Below are 22,673 nucleotides of genomic sequence, written 5' to 3'. Positions count from 1 at the left end.
TAATAAAAAAATCAAGAAAAGGAGTGTTTTGGATTATTCTTTTTTTATGGAACAGGCCCTTGAACAAGCCCGTAAAGCCTTTAATCAGGGGCAATTTCCTGTTGGGTGTGTGATTGTTCAAGATGATCAGGTGATTGCCTCGGGTGCCAGGACCGGCACATCGGGGGATCTATCTTTTTTCAGTGAAATTGATCACGCCGAAATACGTGCGCTTAAGGCCCTTGAATCTTCGGATGTCCGGTTTATCCCGGAACGGGCTGTGCTGTTCTGTACCATGGAGCCCTGCCTGATGTGCTTTGCCGCAACTATTCTGGCCGGTATCCGGACCCTGGTATTTGCCTATGAAGATGTAATGGGAGGAGGGACCGGCCTGGACAGACAGCATCTGACGCCGTTATATAGAGATGCGCAGATTACGATCGTTCCCCATGTGCTGCGTAAAAAAAGCCTTGATCTTTTTCATAATTTTTTTAATAAAGAGACTAACTTATACTGGAAAGACAGCCTTCTGGCGTCATATACACTTGATCAATGGCGTCAGTCGGGGCTATAAACGTCCCATAATGTTGTTCTCGATCATCGAGTGTTAAGAATAAAATAAATAATTATTGATTTGTATGATTATTCTGGCTATACTTCTAAGGTTATGCTTGTTGTATTGACATGATTATAATTTTGTGCTTCGGCGGGAGGTAAAAATATCTAAGCGAGTTAAGCAGGATCAGACAAGAGTGAATAAGGGGATCAGAGCTACTGAGGTGCGGGTTATCGGCTCTGATGGTGAACAGATAGGGGTGCTGCCTATTGCTGAGGCGTTGCGTATTGCCCAGAACGATGATTTGGATTTGGTTGAAGTGTCTCCGGATGCCAGGCCGCCTGTCTGCAAAATAATGGATCATGGAAAGTATAAGTACGAGCTGACTAAGAAAAAACAGGAAGCTAAAAGGAAACAGAAGAGTGTTCAGATCAAGGAGATCAAGGTCCGTCCTAAAACAGGCGATCATGATCTTGAAACCAAGGTCCGGCACATAGAAAAATTTATTGCCAACGGTGATAAAGTAAAAATAACCCTGGTTTTCAGGGGGCGTGAGTTTCTGCTCAAGGAGCAGGCCAGCGTCATTCTGGAAAAAATAGTGGAAATGACCAAAGACTTTTCCCAGGTGGAACAGTTTCCTAAATTTGAAGGGCGGGTCATTACCATGTTGCTTGGTCCTAAATAAGGACCCCGGGCAAGAATCAGGCAATACGATCTTTGTGCCGAATTTTTATTTGTATTCAAGGTGGGATTTAGGGAAAATATTGAGACATGTCTCCTTAAATTCCAGCGGCAACTACGGATAAAAACAAGCAAAAAAAAGATTTATTTTTGTCGATTTCCTTACACTGGTAATTTGTTGTTTAGCATATTCTTCCGGTGCGATAGGGATTTTATGTATGGGTGGTGTATTATAAATATATACCATCTTTAGCTTTTTATAATCTAGTGTGAACCTTTAGGAGATTCAGTAATGCCAAAAATTAAGACATGCCGTGCGGCTGCCAAGCGGTTTGAAAAAACCGGATCAGGTAAATACAAGTTCCGCAAATCCCATGCCAGCCATATTTTAACCAAAAAGACCACCAAGCGGAAAAGAAGTCTTCGTCAGCCCCAGATTGTTGCAGGCTCTGATATGAAAGCGGTCCGCCGGATGCTGCCTCATGGTTAACCGGACCAGGTAGCGTTTTTTATATTGACATGGAAGCCGGCCAATGTCGCGGTTGGCTGATGGTACATAAGGAGTGTAGAAGAGATGAGAGTTAAAAGAGGATTTAAAGCAAGAAGGCGCCGCAATAAGGTGCTTAAGCTGGCTAAAGGTTTCAGGGGCGGCAGAAGTAAGCTTTACAGAACTGCCGCAGATGCGGTAGACAAATCATTAATGTATGCCTATAGGGACCGTCGGACAAGAAAACGGGATTTTAGAAAATTGTGGATCGTACGTATCAATGCCGGCGCACGGATGAATGAACTGTCTTATTCCCGGTTCATGAATGGACTCAAGCTTGCCGGCAGTGAATTGGACAGAAAAGTCCTGGCTGATATGGCCGTATCTGATCCTGCCGGGTTTTCCCAGCTGGCTTCCCAGGCGTCTGCCAAATTGAATTAAAGCCTATTTTCGGGGGAACCTTGCAAAACAATCTCCAAGACATTGAAAAACAGGCCCTGGACCAAATCAGCGCAGCAGATTCAAAGGAGGTCCTTGAGTCGATTTCTGTTTATTTTTTGGGCCGTAAAGGCTTGCTCACGGCTTTTTTGCGCAATATCCCATCCCTCCCGGTGGATGAACGCCCTGCTGCAGGAAAAAACGGCAACCTGCTGAAGATAAAGCTTGAAAAAGCGATAAAACAGGCCCGATCCGGCTTGGAAGCTGATGCTGCAGGTGATGCTGAAGGTATTGATATTACCCTGCCCGGGCGTATGTTGAAAAAAGGTGCCTTGCACCCCGTCACCCAGGTGATAGACGAGATTTGCGGCATTTTTTTGCGCCTGGGATTTGATATTGCCGAAGGTCCGGAAGTTGAGACCGATTATTATAACTTCGAGGCCCTGAATATTCCCCCATATCATCCGGCAAGGGATATGCAGGATACTTTTTATGTGTCTGAAAATATCGTTTTGAGAACCCATACGTCAGGTTCTCAGCCCCGGGTGATGGAAAAACACGAGCCGCCTGTGCGCATTATATCCCCGGGCAAGGTATTTCGCTGTGACTCGGATTTAACCCATACCCCGATGTTTCATCAGGTGGAAGGTCTGATGGTGGATAAAAACGTCTCTTTTGGGGATCTTAAAGGGATTCTGACTACTTTTGTTCATCAGTTTTTTGATAAGGATACATCGTTACGGTTCAGGCCTAGTTTCTTTCCTTTTACCGAACCCAGTGCCGAAGTGGATATTCGCTGTGTCATGTGCAAGGGCGAAGGGTGTCGGGTGTGTTCGAATACCGGATGGATTGAAATTCTAGGGGCCGGTATGGTCCACCCGGCTGTGTTTGAAAATGTCGGTTATGATACCCAAAAATATACAGGATTTGCCTTTGGCCTTGGTATGGAACGGGTTGCCATGCTCAAATACGGAATTGATGATATCAGAAAATATTTCGAAAACGATATGCGTTTTCTAGGGCAGTTTTAATTATGAAAGTCAGTTTAAGCTGGTTGCGTGAATATATTCCCATTGATCTTGATCCCCAGGAAATATCCGACAGATTGACCATGGCCGGTCTTGAAGTGGATGGGGTGGAAAATCTTTATGATTACCTGGACAATGTGGTTGTGGGCCGGGTTGTAGAGACAAGGCAGCATCCCGATGCTGACAAACTTACCTGCTGTACCGTGGATATTGGAAAAGAAGCGCTTTATCCCATTGTCTGTGGCGCACCCAATGTCAGGGAAGGTATGTATGTTGCTTGTGCCCTGCCGGGGGCCGTGCTGCCCGGTGATTTCAAAATCAAGAAAAGCAAGCTGCGGGGTGAGCCGTCTCACGGTATGCTGTGTTCGGCTGCGGAACTGATGCTTGCCGATGACGCATCCGGTATTATGGATCTTGACGGCGAGTTTGTTGCCGGGACGCCCCTTGAATCGGCCTTGAAACTGGCTGATGCTGTTTTTGAGATTGATCTGACCCCTAACCGGCCGGACTGTTTGAGTCTTATCGGGGTAGCCAGGGAAATCGGGGCGTTTACAGAGCCCCGAAACAAGGTTACCCTGCCGGATGTGACGTTCCCGGAGGACCGGATGGATCCCCGGGATATCCACGATTTTGTTGCTGTAGAAATTGAAGCCCCTCAATTATGCCCAAGATATACTGCAGGCATGCTTTTTGATGTTACGGTCGGTCCTTCTCCACTTTGGTTAAAGCAACGCCTTGAAGCTGTCGGGCTTGCTTCTGTCAATAACGTAGTGGATATCACCAATTATGTGATGATGGAAACCGGGCAGCCCTTACATGCCTTTGATTATGATAATATCGCCAAAAGCAAAATTATTGTAAGAACAGCCGGAAAACCGGGCGATACATCGCTTGAATTTACAACACTTGATTCGAAAACCCACAAGCTTGACCCTGAAATGCTTATGATCTGTGACGGGGAAAAACCTGTCGGCATTGCCGGTGTCATGGGCGGTGAGAATTCTGAAATTACGGATGCAACGACCCGGGTGCTGGTGGAGAGTGCCTATTTTAATCCCGTGTCCATCCGGCGTACCGCCAAAAGGACGGGGATTGCCTCGGATGCCTCCCATCGGTTTGAACGCGGTGTGGATCCGGAAGGCACCGTATTTGCCTTGAAAAGGGCTGTCTCATTAATGGCTCCGTTATGTTCAGCGACAATTGCCTCGGGAATTATTGACGAAAATCCTGTCAAGGCCCAGTCTGTTGCCATTGACTTAAGCCCCAAAGCCTTGAATGTGCGGCTGGGGACTTCGTTTTCCGCAGATGAGATGGCACGGATTTTAGCGTCCGTGGAATTTGGTGTAAATAAAAAGGATGATGGTGATCTGCAGGTTCGTGTTCCCGCTTTCAGGGTTGATGTGACGCGCCCCGAGGACCTTTCCGAGGAAGTGGCCCGGTTGTGGGGGTATAATAAAATTGAAACCAGCTATCCTTTGGTCAAGGCACAGGGCCGGTCTCTTGCCGGTCGTCTGGTGCTGCGCAGCAAAATCCGCCAGGCCATGACCGGATTTGGATTTTGCGAAGCCATCAATTATAATTTTATCCGTAAAGATGCCTGTACACGTATGGGTATTAAAGATACGGACAAAAGAACCCGGATGGTTGAGATTTTAAATCCCATTTCCGACCAGATGGCAGTCCTCAGAACATCATTGGTACCTGGGTTGCTGGAATCCATGGCCAGAAACACGGCCCAACAAGTGGATACGCTTCAATTGTTTGAAATCGGCAAAGTTTTCTATGACAAGGCGCCGGGGGCGCAGCCCGATGAAGTAGAGATGCTTGGCGGGTTGATTACCGGAAGCCGTTGCGACCAGACCTGGTATTCCAAAAAAGAAGCTGTTGATTTCTTTGATCTTAAAGGTGTTGTGCAGGGATTGCTGGAATCATTTCATATTTCAGGTGTTCTTTATGAAAGACCCGATGCCGGGGTCTGTCCCTATTTTGAGCCGGGATATGGTGCCAAGGTGGTCAAAGACGGTCTGACTCTTGGTACGCTTGGTAAAATCGCATCAGCAGTGGGGGCGGCTTTTGGGTTAAAACAGGATGTATATCTTTTTGAGCTGGAGATGGATCGTTTTGAAAAAGCGGTTCCCAAATCCATCCAGGCGGTTGGGCTGCCCAAATTTCCTTCAATTTCCAGGGATATGACCTTTATTGTGTCAAAGCGTGTTGAGGCTGGTGCCATGATGGGTACTATTTCAACTTTTGCCCAAAAGCAGGGCTTGATTGAAGATTATTTTCTTTTTGATGTATTTGAAGGCCGGAATATTGATGACAATAAAAAGTCCTTGTCATTCAGGATCGTCTACCGCTCTGCATCAAAAACATTGACGGAAAAAAACATTAAAAAGATCCATGATCAGCTATCCCGGAAACTTATTGATGATTTTAATGCGGGGCTGCCTGGATAATTTTAAGGCCGCAGCTCAATTGATAATTTCGGGTTAATTATTAATGGTGTTGACAAATTTAATGCACCCTGTTATATTTAGATGCTAAGATGCGGGCATAACTCAGTTGGTAGAGTGCAAGCTTCCCAAGCTTGATGTCGCGAGTTCGAGCCTCGTTGCCCGCTCCAAGTCAAATTGGTATGGGCTGGCAGGTTTGTTCCACTTGTTTAGGGGAAAGATATGATCTGAACCTGATATTTTGGTGACGGTTTTGAGTATTTTAGTATCGGGAACGGGCATCTGCCCGTTTTTGTATTTGTGGAAAAAGGACAATTGCTGCAGGAATGGCATTTATAAACATCAAAAAACCCGGTGTCGTTGAACAACAGATTCAGGCCGTAGCCGATCCCCTGGTTGATTCTTTGGGGTTGGAATTGGTACATATTGAATGTGTTGTTCATAATCGGCAGAAATTTGTCAGAATTTATATTGATAAACCCAAAGGGGTTGGCCTGAATGATTGCGTGGCCGTCAGTCGGGAACTTGGGGATCTGATTGATATCCATATAGAGGATATCGGCCCTTATCGACTGGAAGTATCATCCCCCGGCCTCAATCGCCCTTTGAAGACAAAGGCGGATTTTATCAGGTTTCAGGGTGAACGAATTAAAATTGAAACCCATGATGTCATGGAGGGAAGAAGAAAATTCACCGGGATTCTTGAGAAGACAAATGATGATTCTGTAACGATTGCAGTTGACGGCAAGTCCTTTGATATTTCCGGAACCAATATCATGAGAGCAATTCTTGCGGGTCAGTAAAATGGAGAGCATTTAACATGTTTATTGCAGACATAAAAAGGGTGATCGATCAAGTAAGCCGAGAAAAGGGTATTGATGCTGAAATACTTATTAATACCTTGAAAGAGGCCATTGTTTCTGCCGCCAGAAAAAAGATTGGCCCAAGGGCGGATATCGAAGTCCATTATGATGAAAAAAGCGGAGATGTTGAAGTTTTCCATTTTAAAGAGGTTGTTGAGGAGGTTGAGTATTCTGACAGTGAACTGACCCTGGAGGAAGGGCTTGAATTTGACCCTGAATGTGAAATTGGTGACTCTTTAGGCATTCGAATCGATACCGAGGAGTTTGGTCGTATTGCGGCCCAATCTGCCAAGCAGGTGATCATACAGAAAATGCGGGAAGCAGAACGCAATGCCGTATATGAGAAATTTATCCATAAAAAAGGCAAAATAATCAACGGCATTGTCCAGCGATTTGACAGGGGTGCCATCATTGTCAACCTGGGTCAGGCCGAAGCTGTATTGCGCCCAAGAGAGCAAATGCCCAAGGAAAACTATAAACGGGGGGACCGGATCCGTGCTTATGTCCTTGATGTATTGGAGGAATCCAAAGGTGCCCAGGTGATTTTATCTCGGACCCATCCGGAGTTTTTGGTTGAATTGTTTAAAACTGAAGTGCCGGAGGTGTCTGAGGGCATTGTTTCCATTCGAGGTGCCGCACGCGTGCCCGGCGTAAGGGCAAAAATTGCCGTCTCCTCCATTGATTCCGATGTAGACCCCGTAGGGGCCTGTGTGGGTATTAAAGGTAACCGGGTTCAGAGTATTGTTCAGGAGCTGCGGGGCGAAAAAATTGACATTGTACAGTGGAGTCCGGATGTTGCACGGTTTGTCTGCAATGCTTTGTCCCCGGCTGAAATTGCAAGGGTTATTATCGATGAAGACAATCAGTCCATGGAGGTGATTGTCAATGATGAATATCTCTCCATTGCGATCGGTAAAGGGGGACAGAATGTATCCCTTGCCTGTGAGATCACCGGCTGGCATCTTGAAGTCACCAGCGAAGAGGCTTACAGCCAGGAGGTTAAGGAGGGATACGACAGTTTGATGAAACTGTCCACAGTGGGCCTGCCGGCCGCAGAGTTGCTGTTTAAGGCGGGTTATGCTTCGTTTCTGGATATCATGGATGCCATACCTGAAGATATTGCGGCCTTTTTAGATATTTCCGTGGAAGACGCCCAGGCAATGATAGAAGAAGCCGGACGTTTAATGGAAGATGAGCGGGGAAAAGCCCGGGAGGAACTGCTGCAACCTGACCCTTTCAAGGATACCGACACTTATATGGATAACAATGCCGGTGAAGGAGAGACGTTTGCTGATGTCGAAGATGAATGGGTTGAGAAATCAGATGAATAAGGATTGTTGCATCGGTAACGCGGAGAACGAATTTCAAAAGAATCAACTATAGAGGATTACTGGGGGCAACGAATGGCCAAGGTCAGGGTATACGAGTTAGCTAAAGATCTGAACATGACAAACAAGCAGCTTCTTGAAAAGCTTAAAGAGCTGAAAATAGATGCTAAAAGCCATATGAGTGCTCTGGGTAACAGTGACGTCGCGGCTGTCAGACAGAATTTATCGGGTAAAAAGAAACACGCCCATGAAGACAAAGATCGCCCTTCGGTGATCCGCAGGCGCAGGGCGAAGACGGCATCCCAGACTGATGAATTGGAAAGGGATGAAGATATGGACGATTCAATTGTATCCGAAGAACCGACTGTACAAGACCCTGCTGATCAGGAAGATGCACGGGAACCTGAACGTGTTGCCGTTGCAGACGCACAGCCGGAAGAACCGGGTACCCGAGACCGTAAAGATGCGCCGAAATCTAAAAAAGAGAAAGATGTAAAGCGGCCGGCCAGAAAAGTTGTATCCAAAAGCAGCGAACCCGCCAAAATTATCAAGCCCGCCAAGGTTGAAAAACCGCCGAAACCTGAGCCCGAAGAGGTATCTGCCGATGTTGAAAAAACGATTCAAAAGGCCCCCGTTGAACAAGAAACGGTTGTAGCACAGCAGAAAGAAGAGAAGGCGGAAACGCCTGAGACCCCTGAGGTGTCCGCTGAATTGGCAGATAAAAACAAAGAAGATACATCTGAATCTGCAGATTCCCGGGAGGATAAATCACTGCAGGAGACAGTGAGCGGTGAGCGGAAAGCGGTTCAGGAACAAAAACAGAAACCGGCGCAACCCGTTGGGGAGGACGCCTCGGAAGAGGGCAATAGTCAGGGCAAACGTAAAAAGAAAAAGAAGAAAACAGCCCCAGCCAAGATCGTCAGGGTGGCGGATCCCATGATTTTGGAAAATATAAAACGCATGAAAGCTGAAGAGCATCATTCCGGCACTGCAAAGGATCATGGGCGCCCGGTCCGCAAGCCGTCGGAACCGGAACCGGAAACTGCATCTTTGGATGTCCCGGACCAGAGCCTTGTTATGCCGTCTGCAGCGCCCAATGACCGTAAGCGGGGAAAACATCGGGATGAGCCTCAACCCCCTGATGCTGCCGTGTCCAAAAGAAAGCGCCGTAAGAAAAAATCTGTGGTGGAGGGTAATGACCTCTACCGGGGCCGAAGCGGTCGGAAGAAAAAAGGCAAAAAAGATTCAAAAAGTAAAAAAGGTACATTTCAAAAAACCCAGATTACAACGCCCAAGGCAATTAAACGGCGCGTAAAAATAGATGAGGCAATTGAACTGGCAGAGCTTGCCAAGCGTATGGGCATCAAAGCCAACGAAATGATTGCCAAACTCATGGGTATGGGCGTAATGGCCACGGTGAATCAAACCATTGATTATGATACTGCTTCCCTTGTAGCCGCGGAATTTGATTTTGAAGTTGAAAAGGCAAGCTTCGAAGAGGAAGCGCTGCTTAATGTCGTGCCGGAAGAAGAAGACAAAAGCGCTTTGGAAACGTGCCCCCCTGTGGTTACAATCATGGGGCATGTTGATCATGGTAAAACTTCATTGCTGGACGTGATCCGCAAATCCAAGATCACAAGCGGCGAGGCCGGCGGCATTACCCAGCACATTGGTGCATACAATGTGGAAACCGCCAACGGTGGACGGATCACCTTTCTTGATACGCCGGGTCATGCGGCATTTACCGCCATGCGTTCCCGGGGCGCCCAGGTTACGGATATTGTTATTCTGGTGGTGGCAGCCGATGATGGTGTCATGCCCCAGACCGTTGAGGCCATCAATCATGCCAAGGCGGCAGGCGTACCTGTGGTGGTGGCTGTGAACAAAATGGACAAGGCGGGTGCTGACCCGGATCGTATTATGCGTGAGCTGGCCGAACACGATCTGCTGGCCGAGGATTGGGGCGGTAATGTTATTTTTGTGAAGGTCTCCGCAAAAAGCGGTGAGGGTATTGATGAGCTGCTGGAAATGGTGCTGCTCCAGGCAGAAGTCCTGGAACTGCGCGCCAACGCGGATCGAAAAGCCATGGGCTATGTGGTGGAATCCCGTCTGGATATCGGCCGTGGTGCTGTGGCCACGGTACTGGTAAAACAGGGTACGTTAAAGGATGGTGATCCCATTGTATGCGGTCTTCATTCCGGCCATATCCGGGCCATGATTGATGACTCCGGAAACAGGGTTGAATCGGCAGGACCCTCCACCCCTGTGGAGATTGTGGGTCTGGCCGGCGTGCCTGATGCCGGTGATGAATTTGTAGCGGTGGCGTCAGACAAGGATGCCAAACAAATTGCGGCCCACCGTATGCAGAAACAGCGGGCCAAGGAACTGGCTAAGAAGAGCCGGGCCAACCTGCAGAAAATGTTTGAAAATCTTGGTACAGCGGAAATCAAAGAGCTTAAGCTTATTGTTAAGGCTGATGTCCAGGGTTCCATTGAGGCGCTTAATGATTCCCTTAAAGATCTGGCTAAGGAAGAGGTGGATGTTAAAATTGTTCATTCCGGCGTAGGCACCATCAATGAGTCGGATGTGTCCCTGGCTGCGGTCTCCGATGCCATTATCATCGGGTTTAATGTCCGGCCCACACCCCAGATCCGTAAGCTGGCCAAAGATGAAAATGTGGATATGCGGTTTTATGACATCATTTATGATGTGATCAATGATATCAAAGCGGCCCTTGACGGCATGATGCCTTCCACCTTTCAGGAAAATATCATTGGCCGGGCCGAGGTTCGCGACACCTTTGTGGTTCCCAAAATCGGAACCATTGCCGGGTGCGGTATTACAGAAGGCAAGGTGGTGCGCGGTAAAAAGGTCCGCCTGCTGCGTGACGGTATTATAAAATGTGATACGGAGCTGTCTTCCCTGCGCAGGTTCAAGGATGATGTTAAGGAAGTTGAACAGGGATATGAATGTGGTATCGGTCTTGAAAAGTATAATGATATCAAGGTGGGTGATGCCATTGAATGTTATGAAGTGGAAGAAATTAAATACCAGGGATAGCAGGATTGGTCTATGAAACCCTATGCACGTGCCGAGCGGGTCTCCATAAAGATTCAGCAGGCCATAACAGAACTTTTGTCCAAAAAAATGCAGGACCCCAGAATAGAGATGGCAACGATTTCCGGTGTGAGAATGTCCCCGGATCTGAGCCTGGCCTATGTTTATGTCACGGTATTCGGGGATAAAAAAAGAATCCGTGACGCCCTTGAAGGGTTTCGGAAATCAAAGGGGTTTATTAAGAAACGAATTGCCCCGAAACTGGGCCTGCGGATCATGCCGGAACTGCGTTTTATCCATGATGACTCCTTTGATGAGGCGGCCCGTCTGGATGCCCTGATTGATCAAGCCCCCAAGGGGGAAAACCGAGACGCGGATGATATGTCCGATACTCCTGACGGGACTTCCGGCGATCCTGCTGAATGAAAAACGGCATTCTTGTTGTTAATAAACCCAAAGGCATCTCTTCGGCCGGGGTAGTCAGCCGGCTCAAGCGGCTGCTCAAGGTAAAAAAAATCGGGCATACAGGAACCCTGGATCCCTTTGCCACAGGAGTACTGCCCATTGTCGTGGGCCAGGCCACCCGGATTTCAAAATATTTTTTAAAAGGCGTTAAAGGGTACTATGCCCAAGTGACCCTTGGCATCGAAACCGACACGTGTGATTGCACCGGTACGGTTACCCACACGGCGCCTTCCGGTCGCCTTGCTGCCATGGATTTAAATCGGGTCAAAGATGTTGTGGCAGGTTTTATGGGTCCCCAGGAACAAATCCCGCCGGCTTATTCGGCCCTGAAGCATAAAGGCCGGCCTCTGTATAAACTGGCCCGCCAGGGACAAATGATTAAGAAACCACCCCGGCCTATTGAAATTATGGCTATCAATATGGAAAATTTTCGCATAGATGCAAATGGCCATCCGGTTTTTGACATGCCGGTGACATGCTCAGGGGGCACCTATATTCGCAGCCTGGCCCATGATATCGGGAAGGCATTGGGATGCGGTGCCCATTTATCGGCATTACAGCGTACCCGGGCCGGTCAGTTTAACATTGAACATGCTGTGGACCTTGACCACGTTGAAAAGATGTCCCCCCGGGATATAGAGGCCCGGTTTATTTCCATGTCCCAGTGCCTGGCGTTCCTTCCGGCCATCGTTGCAGACAGTGAAACAGCCGGAAAGGTCAAATATGGCCGGCCCCTGCCTGTGGCAGAAATTCCCATACCCGATGCCTTGCCCATGGCCGGTGATAAAAATGACTCCCAAAACAATGTTTCGGATATCCGGGTACTGGATTCCGATGATAACCTGCTGGCCATCGTGACTCCGGATAGATCCGGGCAAACATACAAATATTGTTGCGTTTTTAACGCTTAACTGGTAAAAAATACGAAACGATCCCTTCGATGTTTGGGTAGTTCATCTGCCGTTGTTCTGAATGGAATATTGGATAAAAGGCAATTTACGTGAACTGCTTATATATTTTATGGCATCGGATTTTAATTTATTCCAAATAAAGGAGTGTTACCGTGGTACTGCTTGCAGAAAATAAAGAGGAGATGATTGAAAAATTCAAGCTCCATGAGTCCGACACCGGTTCACCTGAAGTTCAGGTGGCTATTTTAACGCATCGGATCAGCTATCTGACCGATCATTTGAAGAGCCATAAAAAAGACCACCATTCAAGACGGGGGCTTTTAATTCTGGTCGGTCGACGCAGAAGTCTTCTGGACTATCTCAAGGAAAAAGATATTAACAGATATCGGTCATTGATTGAGAAGCTCGGACTTAGAAGATAATAGGCCTTAGGGACTCGGGGTACTAAATGCTACAGCTTTTGCGCCGGGTCCTTTAAGCTGGCAGCTGGTTTTGTTTTCAGCAGGGCGGTAAAAGACAGGAATGGCTTTTATATAAGTTCGCATCTTTGCTATCAAACCAACCGTGGGATTCATTGAGGTGTTTGATGGTAAATATGCGAGTTTATTATATATAAACTTTCCTTTTCCTTATGCCGCCCATTTTTTTAGTGTCCATCCGGACATCGAGTTTTTGTCCAGATTGTAGGCGTTTGCTTTTATTGCCACCTTGCGTTTGGATAAGGTTTTTATTTTCGGATAATCACTATCCCCAATTTTTAGTTTATCAGGAGAAATTATGGAAAAAGTTGTTTCAGCCGATATCGGCGGCAAAGAATTAACGATTAGTACAGGAAAAATTGCCAAGCAGGCCTCCGGGTCTGTGATGGTGAAGTATGGCGAAACCCTGGTGCTTGTAACGGCGGTGGCTGCCAAAGACCCCAAAGAGGACATCAGCTTTCTGCCCTTGTCCGTTGAATACCAGGAAAAAATTTATGCGGCCGGCAGAATTCCGGGGAACTATTTCAGACGGGAAATCGGCAGGCCTTCGGAACATGAAACCTTAAATGCCCGTCTCATTGACCGGCCCATCCGGCCTTTGTTTGAAGATGGCTATAATTTTGAAACCCAGGTGATCGCAACCGTGATGTCTACGGATAAATTGTGCGAACCGGGCATTCTTGCCATGATCGGGGCTTCTGCTGCCCTTGAAATTTCAGATATCCCTTTTAGCGGGCCCATTGCCGGCGTTAAGGTGGGGCGGGTCAACGGACAGTTGATTGCCAACCCCACACCTGCACAAATGGAAAAAAGTGACATTGATCTGACCGTGGCCGGTTCCAAAACCGGCGTGGTTATGGTGGAAGGCGGTGCTGACATCATATCTGAGACGGATATGCTGGATGCCGTTTTTTTTGGCCATGAAGCCATGCAGCCTGCCATTGCCCTGCAGGAAGAGTTAAAAAGCACCGTGGGAAAGGCCAAGCGCGAATTCATTCCAGCGGAAAAGGATGAAGCACTTGCCGCCAAGGTTCAGGACTGGGCTTGGGACAAGATTCATGAAACGGTTCAGATTAAAACCAAAATTGAGCGCCAGAACGCCTTGCGTGCGCTCAAGGATGAGGCGGTTGCCCGGTTTGAACCTGAATATCCGGACAAAGTTAAAGAGGTTAAGGAAGTTTTCGGCAAAACCGTTAAAAAAGTGTCCCGGGATATTGTTCTCAAGGAAAATAAACGCATTGACGGCCGCGCCTTTGATGAGATTCGCCGGATCACCTGCGACGTGGGCTGCCTGCCCCGCCCCCATGGCTCGGCCCTGTTCACCCGGGGTGAAACACAGGTTCTGGGCGTACTCACGCTGGGCTCCGGGCTGGATGAACAGCGCTTGGAGACCCTGGACTCCAATCAGGAGACCCGGGCATTTATGCTTCATTATAACTTTCCGCCATTTTCCGTTGGTGAGGTGAGACGCCCGGGCGGTCCGTCCCGCAGGGATATCGGTCACGGGAATTTGGCCCACAGGGCATTGAGCCCGGTCATCCCCCCCCATGATGAATTCGAATATACCATTCGCCTGGTGGGCGAAGTCATGGAATCCAACGGGTCCTCTTCCATGGGAACCGTATGTTCCGGGTGCCTGGCGCTGATGGATGGCGGTGTGCCCATTAAAGCCCCGGTATCGGGCATTGCCATGGGTCTGGTTTCCGACGAAAATAACACGGTTGTCCTTTCCGATATCCTTGGAGACGAGGACCATTTTGGAGACATGGACTTCAAGGTTGCCGGTACTAAGGACGGTATTACCGCACTGCAGATGGACATTAAAATTAAAGAATTGTCCAGACAGATTATGGAAACCGCTTTGAATCAGGCCAATGGCGGTCGCCTGCATATTCTGCAGAAAATGCTGGATACCCTGGATCAAGCAAGGGCGGAGATATCTCCCCGGGCGCCCAAGATTGTATCCGTCCAGATCAATAAGGACAAGATTCGGGATATCATCGGCCCGGGCGGTAAGGTGATCCGGGCACTGCAGGCCGATACCAACACCACCATTGAGGTGGACGATGACGGCATTGTAAAGATTGCCGCTGAAAATGAAGACGATTCCGCCAAGGCCGTGGCCATGGTCAAGGATATTGCCATGGATCCGGAGATCGGTGCCATTTATGAAGGCGCCGTGGTAAAAATTACCGACTTTGGCGCCTTTGTAAATATCAAGTCCGGCACGGACGGTTTGGTCCACATTTCGGAATTGGCAGATTACCGGGTTAAGAAAGTCACCGATGTGCTCAAGGAAGGCGAAGTGATCAAGGTCAAGGTGCTGGATATCACCCGGGACGGAAAAATCAAGCTTTCCTATAAAGCTGCTAAAAAAGATGCAGAAGAAGCCGGAAAATAGCTCTTTTTGTCTATGTCCCCTTGCCAGCGGCAGCAAGGGGAATGCCATATTCGTATCCACACCGGATACGGCCGTACTTGTTGATGCAGGGCTTTCAGGCATAGAAATCCAGCGTCGAATGGCTGCCGTAGGCCGGACGCCCGATGACCTGAAAGCCATTATCATCACCCACGAACACACCGATCACGTTAAAGGGGCAGGGGTGTTGAGCCGCAGGTTTAATATTCCTGTCTATGTGACCTCCGACACCTTTAATGCCTGCAAGGGGTTAGGCAAAATCGACCGGATTAATTTTTTTGAATGCGGGTCTGCCTTTGACATCGGATCCCTGGCAGTTAATCCTTTTTCCATCAGCCATGATGCCTGTGATCCTGCAGGCCTTACCTTGAAACACCAGGGGAAAAAAATCGGTATTGCCACGGACCTTGGGATAATCACAAATCTTGTGCGAACCCATTTAAGCCGGGCCAATGCCCTTTATATTGAAGCCAACCATGACCCGGACATGCTGATGACAGGTCCCTATCCCTGGCATTTGAAGCAGCGAATCCAGTCGCGAACCGGTCATATTTCCAACCAGAATGCAAGGGATCTGGTGGCGCAAATTTGTCACAAGGATCTTGACCATGTGGTGCTTGCCCACTTAAGCGAGGAGAATAATTGTCCTGAAAAGGCTGCCATAGAGATATCTAAAAATCTTGATCCCTTGTCCACGACGCTGTCTGTTGCAGGACCGGACCAACCCGGTGAAATGATCTGGCTATAGCTCAAAGGCCATGGTATATTTCTGTCTGCCAATAATTTTTAAGTGATATTGGATCATCAAGTGATAAACAGCGGATTGTAAAATAATGCGTTATACTCTGATTTCCATTGTATTGATGTCGGTTTTTTTTATTGCCGGCTGCAATCTGATTTCCCCTGATCCTGCGGCTGTGATGCCCGTTGATATCCCTGACGCTTATGTTCATACGTCCGGTATTGACACGCCCCAGAACGGCAAAGAAAATATGGATGGCGGGTGGTGGCATCAGTTTGGGGTCGATGAACTGAGCCGGCTGATTCAAACAGGCCTTGGTGCCAATTATGATTTAAACGTGCTTAAAGCCCGGGCTGATCAGGCCCTGGCAAATGTGAAGCGCGAAACATCAAATCTTGGCCCGACCCTTCATTATTCCCTTGGCGGCCAACAAAATTACGCCCAATCTAAAACCAGCGATCAGTCTCGCTCTTCGAACCATGATCACAGCTATTCGGCTTCCCTGGCTGCGGGATATACCCTGGACCTGTGGGGTAAAAATCGTGCCGATGTCAATGCACGTGAGCTGGAATACCTGGCGGCATGCCAGGATTTGGCAAACGGGGCACTGACCCTGTCCACGGATATTGCCGATACCTGGGTGGATATTGTGTCCGTGCGGACCCGTATGCAAGTGCTTGCCCGACAGATCGAAGCCAACCGGATGACGCTGACACTGCAGGAATTGCGCTTTATCAACGGCATGGCCACGGCCCTGGATGTCTCCCAGCAGCGGCAAGCCCTGGCCCAGGTGCGTTCTGCCATGCCCTTGCTTGAAAAAGAGGAAAAGCAACTGATCAATGCCCTGGGCCTGTATTTAGGCCGGACACCCGGGACCCCTGCGGCGGTGTCCACCACGGATCTTCCCCAAACCTTTCTGGTACCCCAGCCCGGCATACCCGCCGACCTGCTCGAAAACAGGGCCGATATCCGGGCCGCCCGGATGCGCCTTGAAGCAGCCGCCCTGGATGTGGAAGCGGCCAAGGCCGATCTGTTGCCGGAGCTGACCCTGTCCGGCTCAGCTGCATTTTCCAGCGGTAGTTTGGATCTGCTCTTCCAGAACTGGGTGGTCAGCCTGGGCGCTGCCCTGGCAGGCCCCCTGCTGGACAGCGGGGCGCGCAAAGCCGAAATTGAACGCACCCGGGCCGTGGTCCGTGAAGAAATTAATACCTATGCCCAAACCGTTGCCAATGCCATCCGCGAGGTGGAGGATGCCCTGGTGGCCATTGACCGTCAGAAAGCCTATATCGACCTTTTAGAGCAGCAGCTGGCAGCCGTTAGGGTGACCATGCAAAACGCCCGGATTCAGTACCTGAACGGACAGAGCAGTTACCTGAATTATCTTTCGGCCTGGGCGACCATGGAAAATCTGGAACGTCAGCTGGTCAGCGAGAAGGCAACCTATGTCAAAGAACGGATTGCACTTTACAACGTAACAGGCCGGCGGGGTGCTTTTTTTAAAGAGACCCCGGCACAAGATAAAAAGACCGGAGGCAATTAATTTATGCGTCAGACTGCATCACAGAGATCTTTGGGGGTAACCCTTTTGAAAATTATTTTGCCGGTATGCCTGATTGCCCTGGGGGGTGCTGGATTTTGGTACTACAAATCAAAAGCAGTGAAATTCAAACGTAAACCTGCTGTGAAAACCGTGCCGGTGGTGGATGTCATAAAAGTGAATTCCGATCGGTTTATCGCACAGATCCGGGCCATGGGCACGGTCCGGCCGGACAGGGAAGTGGTCATTAAATCCCAGGTGGCCGGTACGGTCATCCAGGTAGCCCCGGAATTCGTCCAGGGGGGATTGATTCCTGAAGGACAAACCATGGTCCGAATTGATCCGGCGGACTATGAGCTGGCCGTGAACAAGGCCCAAAATGCTCTGGCCCGGGCCCAGGCTGATTTTGAAATAGAAAAGGGCCAACAGCAGATTGCAAGGGAAGAACTCAAGCTCATGGCCGAAATGTCCCCCAACGAGATCCGGGAGACCGGTCTGGTGCTCAGAAAACCCCAGCTTGAAAAGGCCAGGGCTGTCGTGGCCAGTGCTGAAAGCGATCTTGAAGCCGCACGCCTGGACCTGGAACGAACCAGGATTTTAGCGCCCTTCCATGCCCTGGTGCGCTCCAAAGCGGTGGATGCCGGTGCCATGACCGCAGCCCAGGGAACCCTTGCCACCCTGGTGGATGTGACCTGTTACCAGGTGGAAGTTCAGGTTCCCCTGGACCGCCTGGACCGGATTCGCGTCCATGACACCCAAGGCAGTCCGGCCCGTATCCGTTCCCTTTATGCGGGCCGGGCGTGGCAGGGACGGGTCGTGCGGACCACCGGGGCGGTTACCGAACAAAGCCGCATGGCGGGCGTCATTATCCGGGTGGATGATCCCCTGGGGCTCGGGCCTGCCGAGGGGCGTCCGGCCATGCTGCTGGATGACCATGTGGAGGCGGTTATTGAAGGCCAGGCCTTTGACAATGTGTTTTCCCTGCCCCGGAACCTGGTCCAGGAGAATTCGAGTTTATGGATTTATAATGACGGGCGCCTGGAGATCCGCAAGGTGGCTCCCGTGTGGATTGAAAATGACCGGGTGTTTATCCAGTCCGGTCTCTCCCCGGGTGACCTTGTGATCCAATCTGATCTTTCCGCACCCGTGCCGGGCATGGCCTTGACCCTTGCGTCGCAGGAGCGCCGATAATGTCTGAACACAATCCCGGGTCTCCCGGTTCTGCAGAACACGGTCCAAAGGGTCCCATCGCCTGGATGGCCGGTAATACGGTGGCCGCCAATCTGCTCATGGCGGTTTTTCTTGTGGGCGGTCTTTTCATGGCCTTTAATATCAAACAGGAGGTGTTCCCCGAATTCGCCCTGGATACGGTGAGTATTTCAGTGGCCTATCCCGGGGCCAGTCCCGAAGAGGTGGAATCCGGCATTATCCTGGCCCTGGAAGAGGCGGTGCGGGATCTTGAAGGCATTGATGAGATTACATCCAAGGCGTTGGAAGGGCGTGCATCGGTCACCATAGAAGCGCTGGACGGGGCGGATGTCACCCAGTTGTGGCAGGAGATTAAAAGTGAGGTGGACCGGATTAACACCTTTCCGGATGAAGCCGAAGACCCGGTGGTTACCATCACCTCCCGGCAGCGGGAAGTGTTGCGCCTGGCCCTTCACGGGAATGCGCCGGAAACCACCATGCGCGACCTTGCCGACGTTATCAGGGACAGGTTTTTGTCTGATCCTGGAATCACCCAGGTGTCGTTGGAAGGCGTCAGGGAACGGGAGATCCTGGTGGAAATTTCCACCAATACCCTGCGGCGTTACGGCATGACCCTGTCTGATGTGGCCGATGCCGTCTCCACGGCTTCGGTGGAGCTGGGCGGCGGGGCCATCAAATCCGGGGGCGGTGATATCCTGCTGCGCATTAAATCCCGCAAAGACTATGCCCGGCAATATGAAAAATTGCCCATCCTCACCCGGGAGAACGGGTCCCAGCTGTTGTTATCGGATATTGCCACGGTAAGCGAAGGGTTTGAGGATTCGGATACCTGGGCCTCATTTAATGGTAAACGGGCTGTGACCATTGCTGTTTACCGGGTGGGAAAACAGACCCCCACGCAGGTGGCTGAGGCCGCCAAAAAGATGCTTAAAATAATTAATGCGGACCTGCCCCAGGGGGTTCAATTAAGCATTGTCAGAAATATGTCCAAAATTTTTGACCAACGGGCGAATCTTTTATTGCGCAACGCATATATGGGGCTTGGTCTGGTGTTCTTGTGTCTGGCCCTGTTCCTTGAAATCCGTCTGGCCTTCTGGGTCAGCCTGGGTATTCCCATTTCATTTTTAGGGTCTTTTATTTTTTTGTCCCCCGCCAGTTTTACCATCAATATGGTAAGCATGTTTGCCTTTATCGTTACGTTGGGCATTGTGGTGGACGATGCCGTGGTGGTAGGAGAAAATATTTATTATTGCCGCCGCCAGGGCATGGGCGCTCTGGAGGCCTCCATCCAGGGCGCAAAAAGCATTGCCGTTCCTGTGGTTTTTTCGGTGATCACCAATATGGTCACGTTTATGCCCATTATGTTCATCCCGGGCATTATGGGGAAAATATTTAAAACCATGCCCCTGGTGGTGGTGGCCGTATTTGGTGTCTCCTTAATCGAAAGTCTGTTTATCCTGCCGGCCCATTTAAGCCATGGCAGCCGTCCCTTGTTTTTTCCATTGAATCATCTTGAAACGTGGCAGGCAAGATTTTCTGAAAAATTTGAAACCATTGTCAAATCCGGGTATGGCAGGGTGCTGTCTGTCGTGCTTTCCTGGCGGTATACGATCTTTGCCCTGGGGCTTGCCCTGCTGCTGATCACCTTCGGATATGTGAGGTCCGGGAATATGGGCATGGTCCTGTTTCCCAAGGTGGAATCCGATTACGCCTTTTGCGAGATTTACCTGCCCTATGGCACGCCTGAAAGCAAGGTGCGGCAAGTGGAAAACCACCTGGTGGCATCGGCCCAAGAGACTGTGGATGAAAATGGAAAGCAGGATTTGTCCACAGGGATTTTTTCCCAGGTCAGTGAGAACCGTATCCAGATGAGGATTTATCTGACGGATCCTGAAGTGCGTCCGATCCCGACCGCCGAGGTGACCCGGATCTGGCGGGAAAAAACCGGCGCTCTTTCCGGGGTGGAGACCATCGCCTTTGAAGCCAACCGGGGGGGGCCCGGTTCCGGCAAGGCCCTGACCATTGCCCTGAGCCACCGGGATGCGGATACGCTGAACCGGGCCGGTGAGGACCTTGCCCTGCGTCTGGGCGAGTACCCCATGGTTTCGGACATTGATGACGGATCTGCCCAGGGAAAACGGCAGTTTGATATCATCCTGACCCCGGCCGGCCACCGCATGGGGCTGACCCCGAAAAGCATTGCCGGCAAAATTCGAAATGCGTACCAGGGCATTGAAGCGGTGAAAAACCAGCGGGGAAGAAATGAGGTCACGGTAAGGGTGCGGCTGGCCGGAGACGAACGCATTTCCGAAACCGCATTTGAAAATTATGTAATCAATGCCCCAAACGGGGAGATTATGCTCAGGGATGCCGTTAAAACCATCAAGGGGCGGGCCTATACCGAAATCAGCCGGAGCAACGGGCGGCGGGAAATTCAGGTTTCAGCCAATGTGACCCCCCAGTCAATGTCCGAGAATATTATCCGGGATATGAAGCAGGAAATTTTGCCGTCACTCGTGAAAGGGTATCCGGGCCTGTCATACGAATTCAAGGGCAAACAGGCAGATATCAAGGAGAGTGTCGGCGCCTTGGTCAAAGGCCTGGGCCTGGCATTATTCTGTGTATTTGCGCTGCTGGCCGTTCCGTTTAAAAGTTATTTTCAGCCGTTGATCATCATGCTCTGCATTCCCTTTGGCATTATCGGGGCTGTGGCCGGCCATATTATCATGGGGTATTCCCTTTCCGTTATGAGTTTGTTCGGCATTGTGGCCATGTCAGGTGTGGTGGTCAATGACTCTTTGGTGCTTATTGATTTTGCCAACCGGCTGGTGCGCGGGGGGATGCCTGTGGTGGACGCGGTCAGGGCCGCCGGCATACAGCGGTTCCGGCCCATTCTGTTGACAACCTTAACCACATGTGGCGGTCTGGCGCCGATTATCACGGAAACGTCCCGCCAGGCAAAGTTTCTGATTCCCATGGCCATTTCCCTTGGATTCGGCATTTTGTTTGCCACGTTAATTACCCTGGGGCTTGTGCCTTGTCTTTACCTGATACTGGAGGATATCAAAGACTTTTTTAAATCTGGTTGAACTGAAAAACCAGCAGATCGCTGCCCCATTTCACTGGGGAGAATGGTTTACTTTTTCCATAATCTTTCCTGCAAAACGCAACATCAGAACATAAATCACTTAAAGCGTGGTAATTCCCATCCTTTCCGGACACTTAGTGAACGGATTGTAAAGATAACACCTGCGGTTATTAGCGCATTAAAAGGCTCAGGTACATTCAGGAATAGAAAAAGCATAAAGAGAATACCTCCAGCCAAACACGCTGTCGCATATATTTCTTTATGAAAAATCAGAGGAATTTCATTACAAAGCACATCACGGATAATTCCACCCATAACAGCTGTCAAAATACCCATCATAACCGCAAGGGGCGGATGAATACCGGCATGTACGCCTTTTTGAATACCAATAATAGTAAACACACTGATTCCGATCGTATCGAAAAAAAAAGAGCCTTGGGAAACTGTAATATTGTTTTGGTAAATAAAAACGTAAGCGAAACAGAAACGATAATAATGTAAAAATAAGCAGGGTTTTGAAGCCATGAAACAGGCGTGTTACCAATCATCATATCACGCGTAGTCCCCCCACCGATAGCCGTGACAAACCCCAGAAACAAAGCACCAAATAAATCAAGTTTTTTTTCAGCAGCAGCGAGTCCTCCCGAAACTGCAAAAGCAAATGTTCCTAAATAATCAAATAATATGATTAATACGTCTGTCATGTTTAAACATTAGACATTATACCGATTTTGGCTAAGTACCTGATCTTATTAGATTCTTAAAAATGAGTTTCCAGATGAAATCAATGGGTTATGAAAAATCGGTATAATGTCTATTTAATAACGGGCGCATTCCCATTTTCCCGGTTAGCGTAGGCAGATTATCCGGAAATACTGAAAATATAGTGTTTGTTTAATAATGCATATAAAAACAATTAGTTGTATCCGGAAAGAGACCCTGCAATCCCATTT

Annotated in this window: 19 protein-coding genes and 1 tRNA gene; 18 read left to right on the top strand and 2 right to left on the bottom strand. The window is 49.4% G+C overall.

The features are described 5' to 3' along the window. The first annotated feature begins 28 nt into the window (after positions 1 to 28). The 18 genes from HXW94_RS01765 (at position 29) to HXW94_RS01680 (ending at position 21,721) form a co-directional block, all read left to right on the top strand. The gene (locus tag HXW94_RS01765) at positions 29 to 553 is read left to right on the top strand and encodes a nucleoside deaminase (RefSeq protein WP_178365187.1); all 525 of its coding nucleotides are present in this window, start codon (positions 29 to 31) and stop codon (positions 551 to 553) included. A gap of 124 nt (positions 554 to 677) precedes the next feature. Beyond that, a complete protein-coding gene (gene infC, locus HXW94_RS01760) occupies positions 678 to 1,220 on the top strand; it encodes a translation initiation factor IF-3 (protein ID WP_178365186.1) in 543 nt (180 codons plus the stop codon). 288 nt (positions 1,221 to 1,508) lie between these two features. Continuing rightward, positions 1,509 to 1,706: a 50S ribosomal protein L35 gene (rpmI, locus tag HXW94_RS01755; RefSeq protein WP_178365185.1), complete on the top strand. Its 198-nt coding sequence runs from the start codon at positions 1,509 to 1,511 to the stop codon at positions 1,704 to 1,706. Between the two features lie 84 nt (positions 1,707 to 1,790). After that, the gene (gene rplT / locus HXW94_RS01750; protein ID WP_178365184.1) at positions 1,791 to 2,144 is read left to right on the top strand and encodes a 50S ribosomal protein L20; all 354 of its coding nucleotides are present in this window, start codon (positions 1,791 to 1,793) and stop codon (positions 2,142 to 2,144) included. A gap of 20 nt (positions 2,145 to 2,164) precedes the next feature. Further along, entirely contained in the window at positions 2,165 to 3,172 is a 1,008-nt protein-coding gene (gene pheS, locus HXW94_RS01745) for a phenylalanine--tRNA ligase subunit alpha (protein ID WP_178365183.1), read from the top strand. Positions 3,173 to 3,174: 2 nt separating this feature from the next. Continuing rightward, positions 3,175 to 5,625 carry a phenylalanine--tRNA ligase subunit beta gene (pheT, locus tag HXW94_RS01740; protein WP_178365182.1) on the top strand — a complete coding sequence of 817 codons (2,451 nt, stop codon included), beginning with the start codon at positions 3,175 to 3,177 and terminating at the stop codon, positions 5,623 to 5,625. Between the two features lie 91 nt (positions 5,626 to 5,716). After that, a tRNA-Gly gene (locus HXW94_RS01735) sits at positions 5,717 to 5,792 on the top strand. A gap of 156 nt (positions 5,793 to 5,948) precedes the next feature. Further along, a complete protein-coding gene (locus tag HXW94_RS01730) occupies positions 5,949 to 6,425 on the top strand; it encodes a ribosome maturation factor RimP (RefSeq protein WP_246293690.1) in 477 nt (158 codons plus the stop codon). 17 nt (positions 6,426 to 6,442) lie between these two features. Continuing rightward, the gene (gene nusA, locus HXW94_RS01725; RefSeq protein WP_178365181.1) at positions 6,443 to 7,816 is read left to right on the top strand and encodes a transcription termination factor NusA; all 1,374 of its coding nucleotides are present in this window, start codon (positions 6,443 to 6,445) and stop codon (positions 7,814 to 7,816) included. 72 nt (positions 7,817 to 7,888) lie between these two features. After that, complete coding sequence (infB, locus tag HXW94_RS01720) at positions 7,889 to 10,873, top strand: translation initiation factor IF-2 (protein WP_178365180.1); 2,985 nt, start codon at positions 7,889 to 7,891, stop codon at positions 10,871 to 10,873. A gap of 12 nt (positions 10,874 to 10,885) precedes the next feature. After that, a complete protein-coding gene (rbfA, locus tag HXW94_RS01715) occupies positions 10,886 to 11,296 on the top strand; it encodes a 30S ribosome-binding factor RbfA (RefSeq protein ID WP_178365179.1) in 411 nt (136 codons plus the stop codon). Next, entirely contained in the window at positions 11,293 to 12,246 is a 954-nt protein-coding gene (gene truB, locus HXW94_RS01710) for a tRNA pseudouridine(55) synthase TruB (RefSeq protein WP_178365178.1), read from the top strand. Before rbfA ends, truB begins: the two co-directional genes overlap by 4 nt. A gap of 152 nt (positions 12,247 to 12,398) precedes the next feature. Further along, positions 12,399 to 12,668 (top strand): 30S ribosomal protein S15, encoded by a 270-nt coding sequence (rpsO, locus tag HXW94_RS01705; RefSeq protein ID WP_178365177.1) that lies wholly within the window; start codon positions 12,399 to 12,401, stop codon positions 12,666 to 12,668. Between the two features lie 355 nt (positions 12,669 to 13,023). Beyond that, a complete protein-coding gene (gene pnp / locus HXW94_RS01700; protein WP_178365176.1) occupies positions 13,024 to 15,126 on the top strand; it encodes a polyribonucleotide nucleotidyltransferase in 2,103 nt (700 codons plus the stop codon). Beyond that, positions 15,104 to 15,892, top strand: a complete 789-nt coding sequence (locus HXW94_RS01695) for an MBL fold metallo-hydrolase (RefSeq protein WP_178365175.1) — start codon at positions 15,104 to 15,106, stop codon at positions 15,890 to 15,892. Before pnp ends, HXW94_RS01695 begins: the two co-directional genes overlap by 23 nt. A gap of 85 nt (positions 15,893 to 15,977) precedes the next feature. Further along, positions 15,978 to 17,426 carry an efflux transporter outer membrane subunit gene (locus tag HXW94_RS01690; RefSeq protein ID WP_178365174.1) on the top strand — a complete coding sequence of 483 codons (1,449 nt, stop codon included), beginning with the start codon at positions 15,978 to 15,980 and terminating at the stop codon, positions 17,424 to 17,426. Positions 17,427 to 17,429: 3 nt separating this feature from the next. Then, positions 17,430 to 18,614 carry an efflux RND transporter periplasmic adaptor subunit gene (locus HXW94_RS01685; protein ID WP_178365173.1) on the top strand — a complete coding sequence of 395 codons (1,185 nt, stop codon included), beginning with the start codon at positions 17,430 to 17,432 and terminating at the stop codon, positions 18,612 to 18,614. Further along, on the top strand, positions 18,614 to 21,721 hold the full coding sequence (locus tag HXW94_RS01680; RefSeq protein ID WP_178365172.1) for an efflux RND transporter permease subunit: 3,108 nt from the start codon (positions 18,614 to 18,616) through the stop codon (positions 21,719 to 21,721). The genes HXW94_RS01685 and HXW94_RS01680 overlap by 1 nt, the downstream gene beginning before the upstream one ends. Before the next feature lie 95 nt (positions 21,722 to 21,816). Here HXW94_RS01680 and HXW94_RS01675 read toward each other — a convergent pair whose 3' ends face one another. Together HXW94_RS01675 and HXW94_RS20265 are read right to left on the bottom strand one after the other, a co-directional pair. After that, entirely contained in the window at positions 21,817 to 22,122 is a 306-nt protein-coding gene (locus tag HXW94_RS01675) for a trimeric intracellular cation channel family protein (RefSeq protein WP_425484207.1), read from the bottom strand. Next, positions 22,056 to 22,424: a trimeric intracellular cation channel family protein gene (locus HXW94_RS20265; protein WP_425484206.1), complete on the bottom strand. Its 369-nt coding sequence runs from the start codon at positions 22,422 to 22,424 to the stop codon at positions 22,056 to 22,058. Before HXW94_RS20265 ends, HXW94_RS01675 begins: the two co-directional genes overlap by 67 nt. Positions 22,425 to 22,673: the final 249 nt, after the last annotated feature.

Source organism: Desulfobacter latus (assembly GCF_013389365.1).
Classification (GTDB): domain Bacteria; phylum Desulfobacterota; class Desulfobacteria; order Desulfobacterales; family Desulfobacteraceae; genus Desulfobacter; species Desulfobacter latus.
This window is presented reverse-complemented; position numbering and strand designations above follow the sequence as displayed.

Bases quoted from the DNA above. Each gene is read 5' to 3' on its own strand.
- truB (WP_178365178.1), top strand. From the start codon at position 11,293: ATGAAAAACGGCATTCTTGTTGTTAATAAACCCAAAGGCATCTCTTCG.
- HXW94_RS01690 (WP_178365174.1), top strand. From the start codon at position 15,978: ATGCGTTATACTCTGATTTCCATTGTATTGATGTCGGTTTTTTTTATT.
- rplT (WP_178365184.1), top strand. From the start codon at position 1,791: ATGAGAGTTAAAAGAGGATTTAAAGCAAGAAGGCGCCGCAATAAGGTG.
- rpmI (WP_178365185.1), top strand. From the start codon at position 1,509: ATGCCAAAAATTAAGACATGCCGTGCGGCTGCCAAGCGGTTTGAAAAA.
- pheT (WP_178365182.1), top strand. From the start codon at position 3,175: ATGAAAGTCAGTTTAAGCTGGTTGCGTGAATATATTCCCATTGATCTT.
- pnp (WP_178365176.1), top strand. From the start codon at position 13,024: ATGGAAAAAGTTGTTTCAGCCGATATCGGCGGCAAAGAATTAACGATT.
- HXW94_RS01680 (WP_178365172.1), top strand. From the start codon at position 18,614: ATGTCTGAACACAATCCCGGGTCTCCCGGTTCTGCAGAACACGGTCCA.
- HXW94_RS01730 (WP_246293690.1), top strand. From the start codon at position 5,949: ATGGCATTTATAAACATCAAAAAACCCGGTGTCGTTGAACAACAGATT.
- nusA (WP_178365181.1), top strand. From the start codon at position 6,443: ATGTTTATTGCAGACATAAAAAGGGTGATCGATCAAGTAAGCCGAGAA.
- HXW94_RS20265 (WP_425484206.1), bottom strand. From the start codon at position 22,424: ATGACAGACGTATTAATCATATTATTTGATTATTTAGGAACATTTGCT.
- HXW94_RS01695 (WP_178365175.1), top strand. From the start codon at position 15,104: ATGCAGAAGAAGCCGGAAAATAGCTCTTTTTGTCTATGTCCCCTTGCC.
- infB (WP_178365180.1), top strand. From the start codon at position 7,889: ATGGCCAAGGTCAGGGTATACGAGTTAGCTAAAGATCTGAACATGACA.
- HXW94_RS01685 (WP_178365173.1), top strand. From the start codon at position 17,430: ATGCGTCAGACTGCATCACAGAGATCTTTGGGGGTAACCCTTTTGAAA.
- rbfA (WP_178365179.1), top strand. From the start codon at position 10,886: ATGAAACCCTATGCACGTGCCGAGCGGGTCTCCATAAAGATTCAGCAG.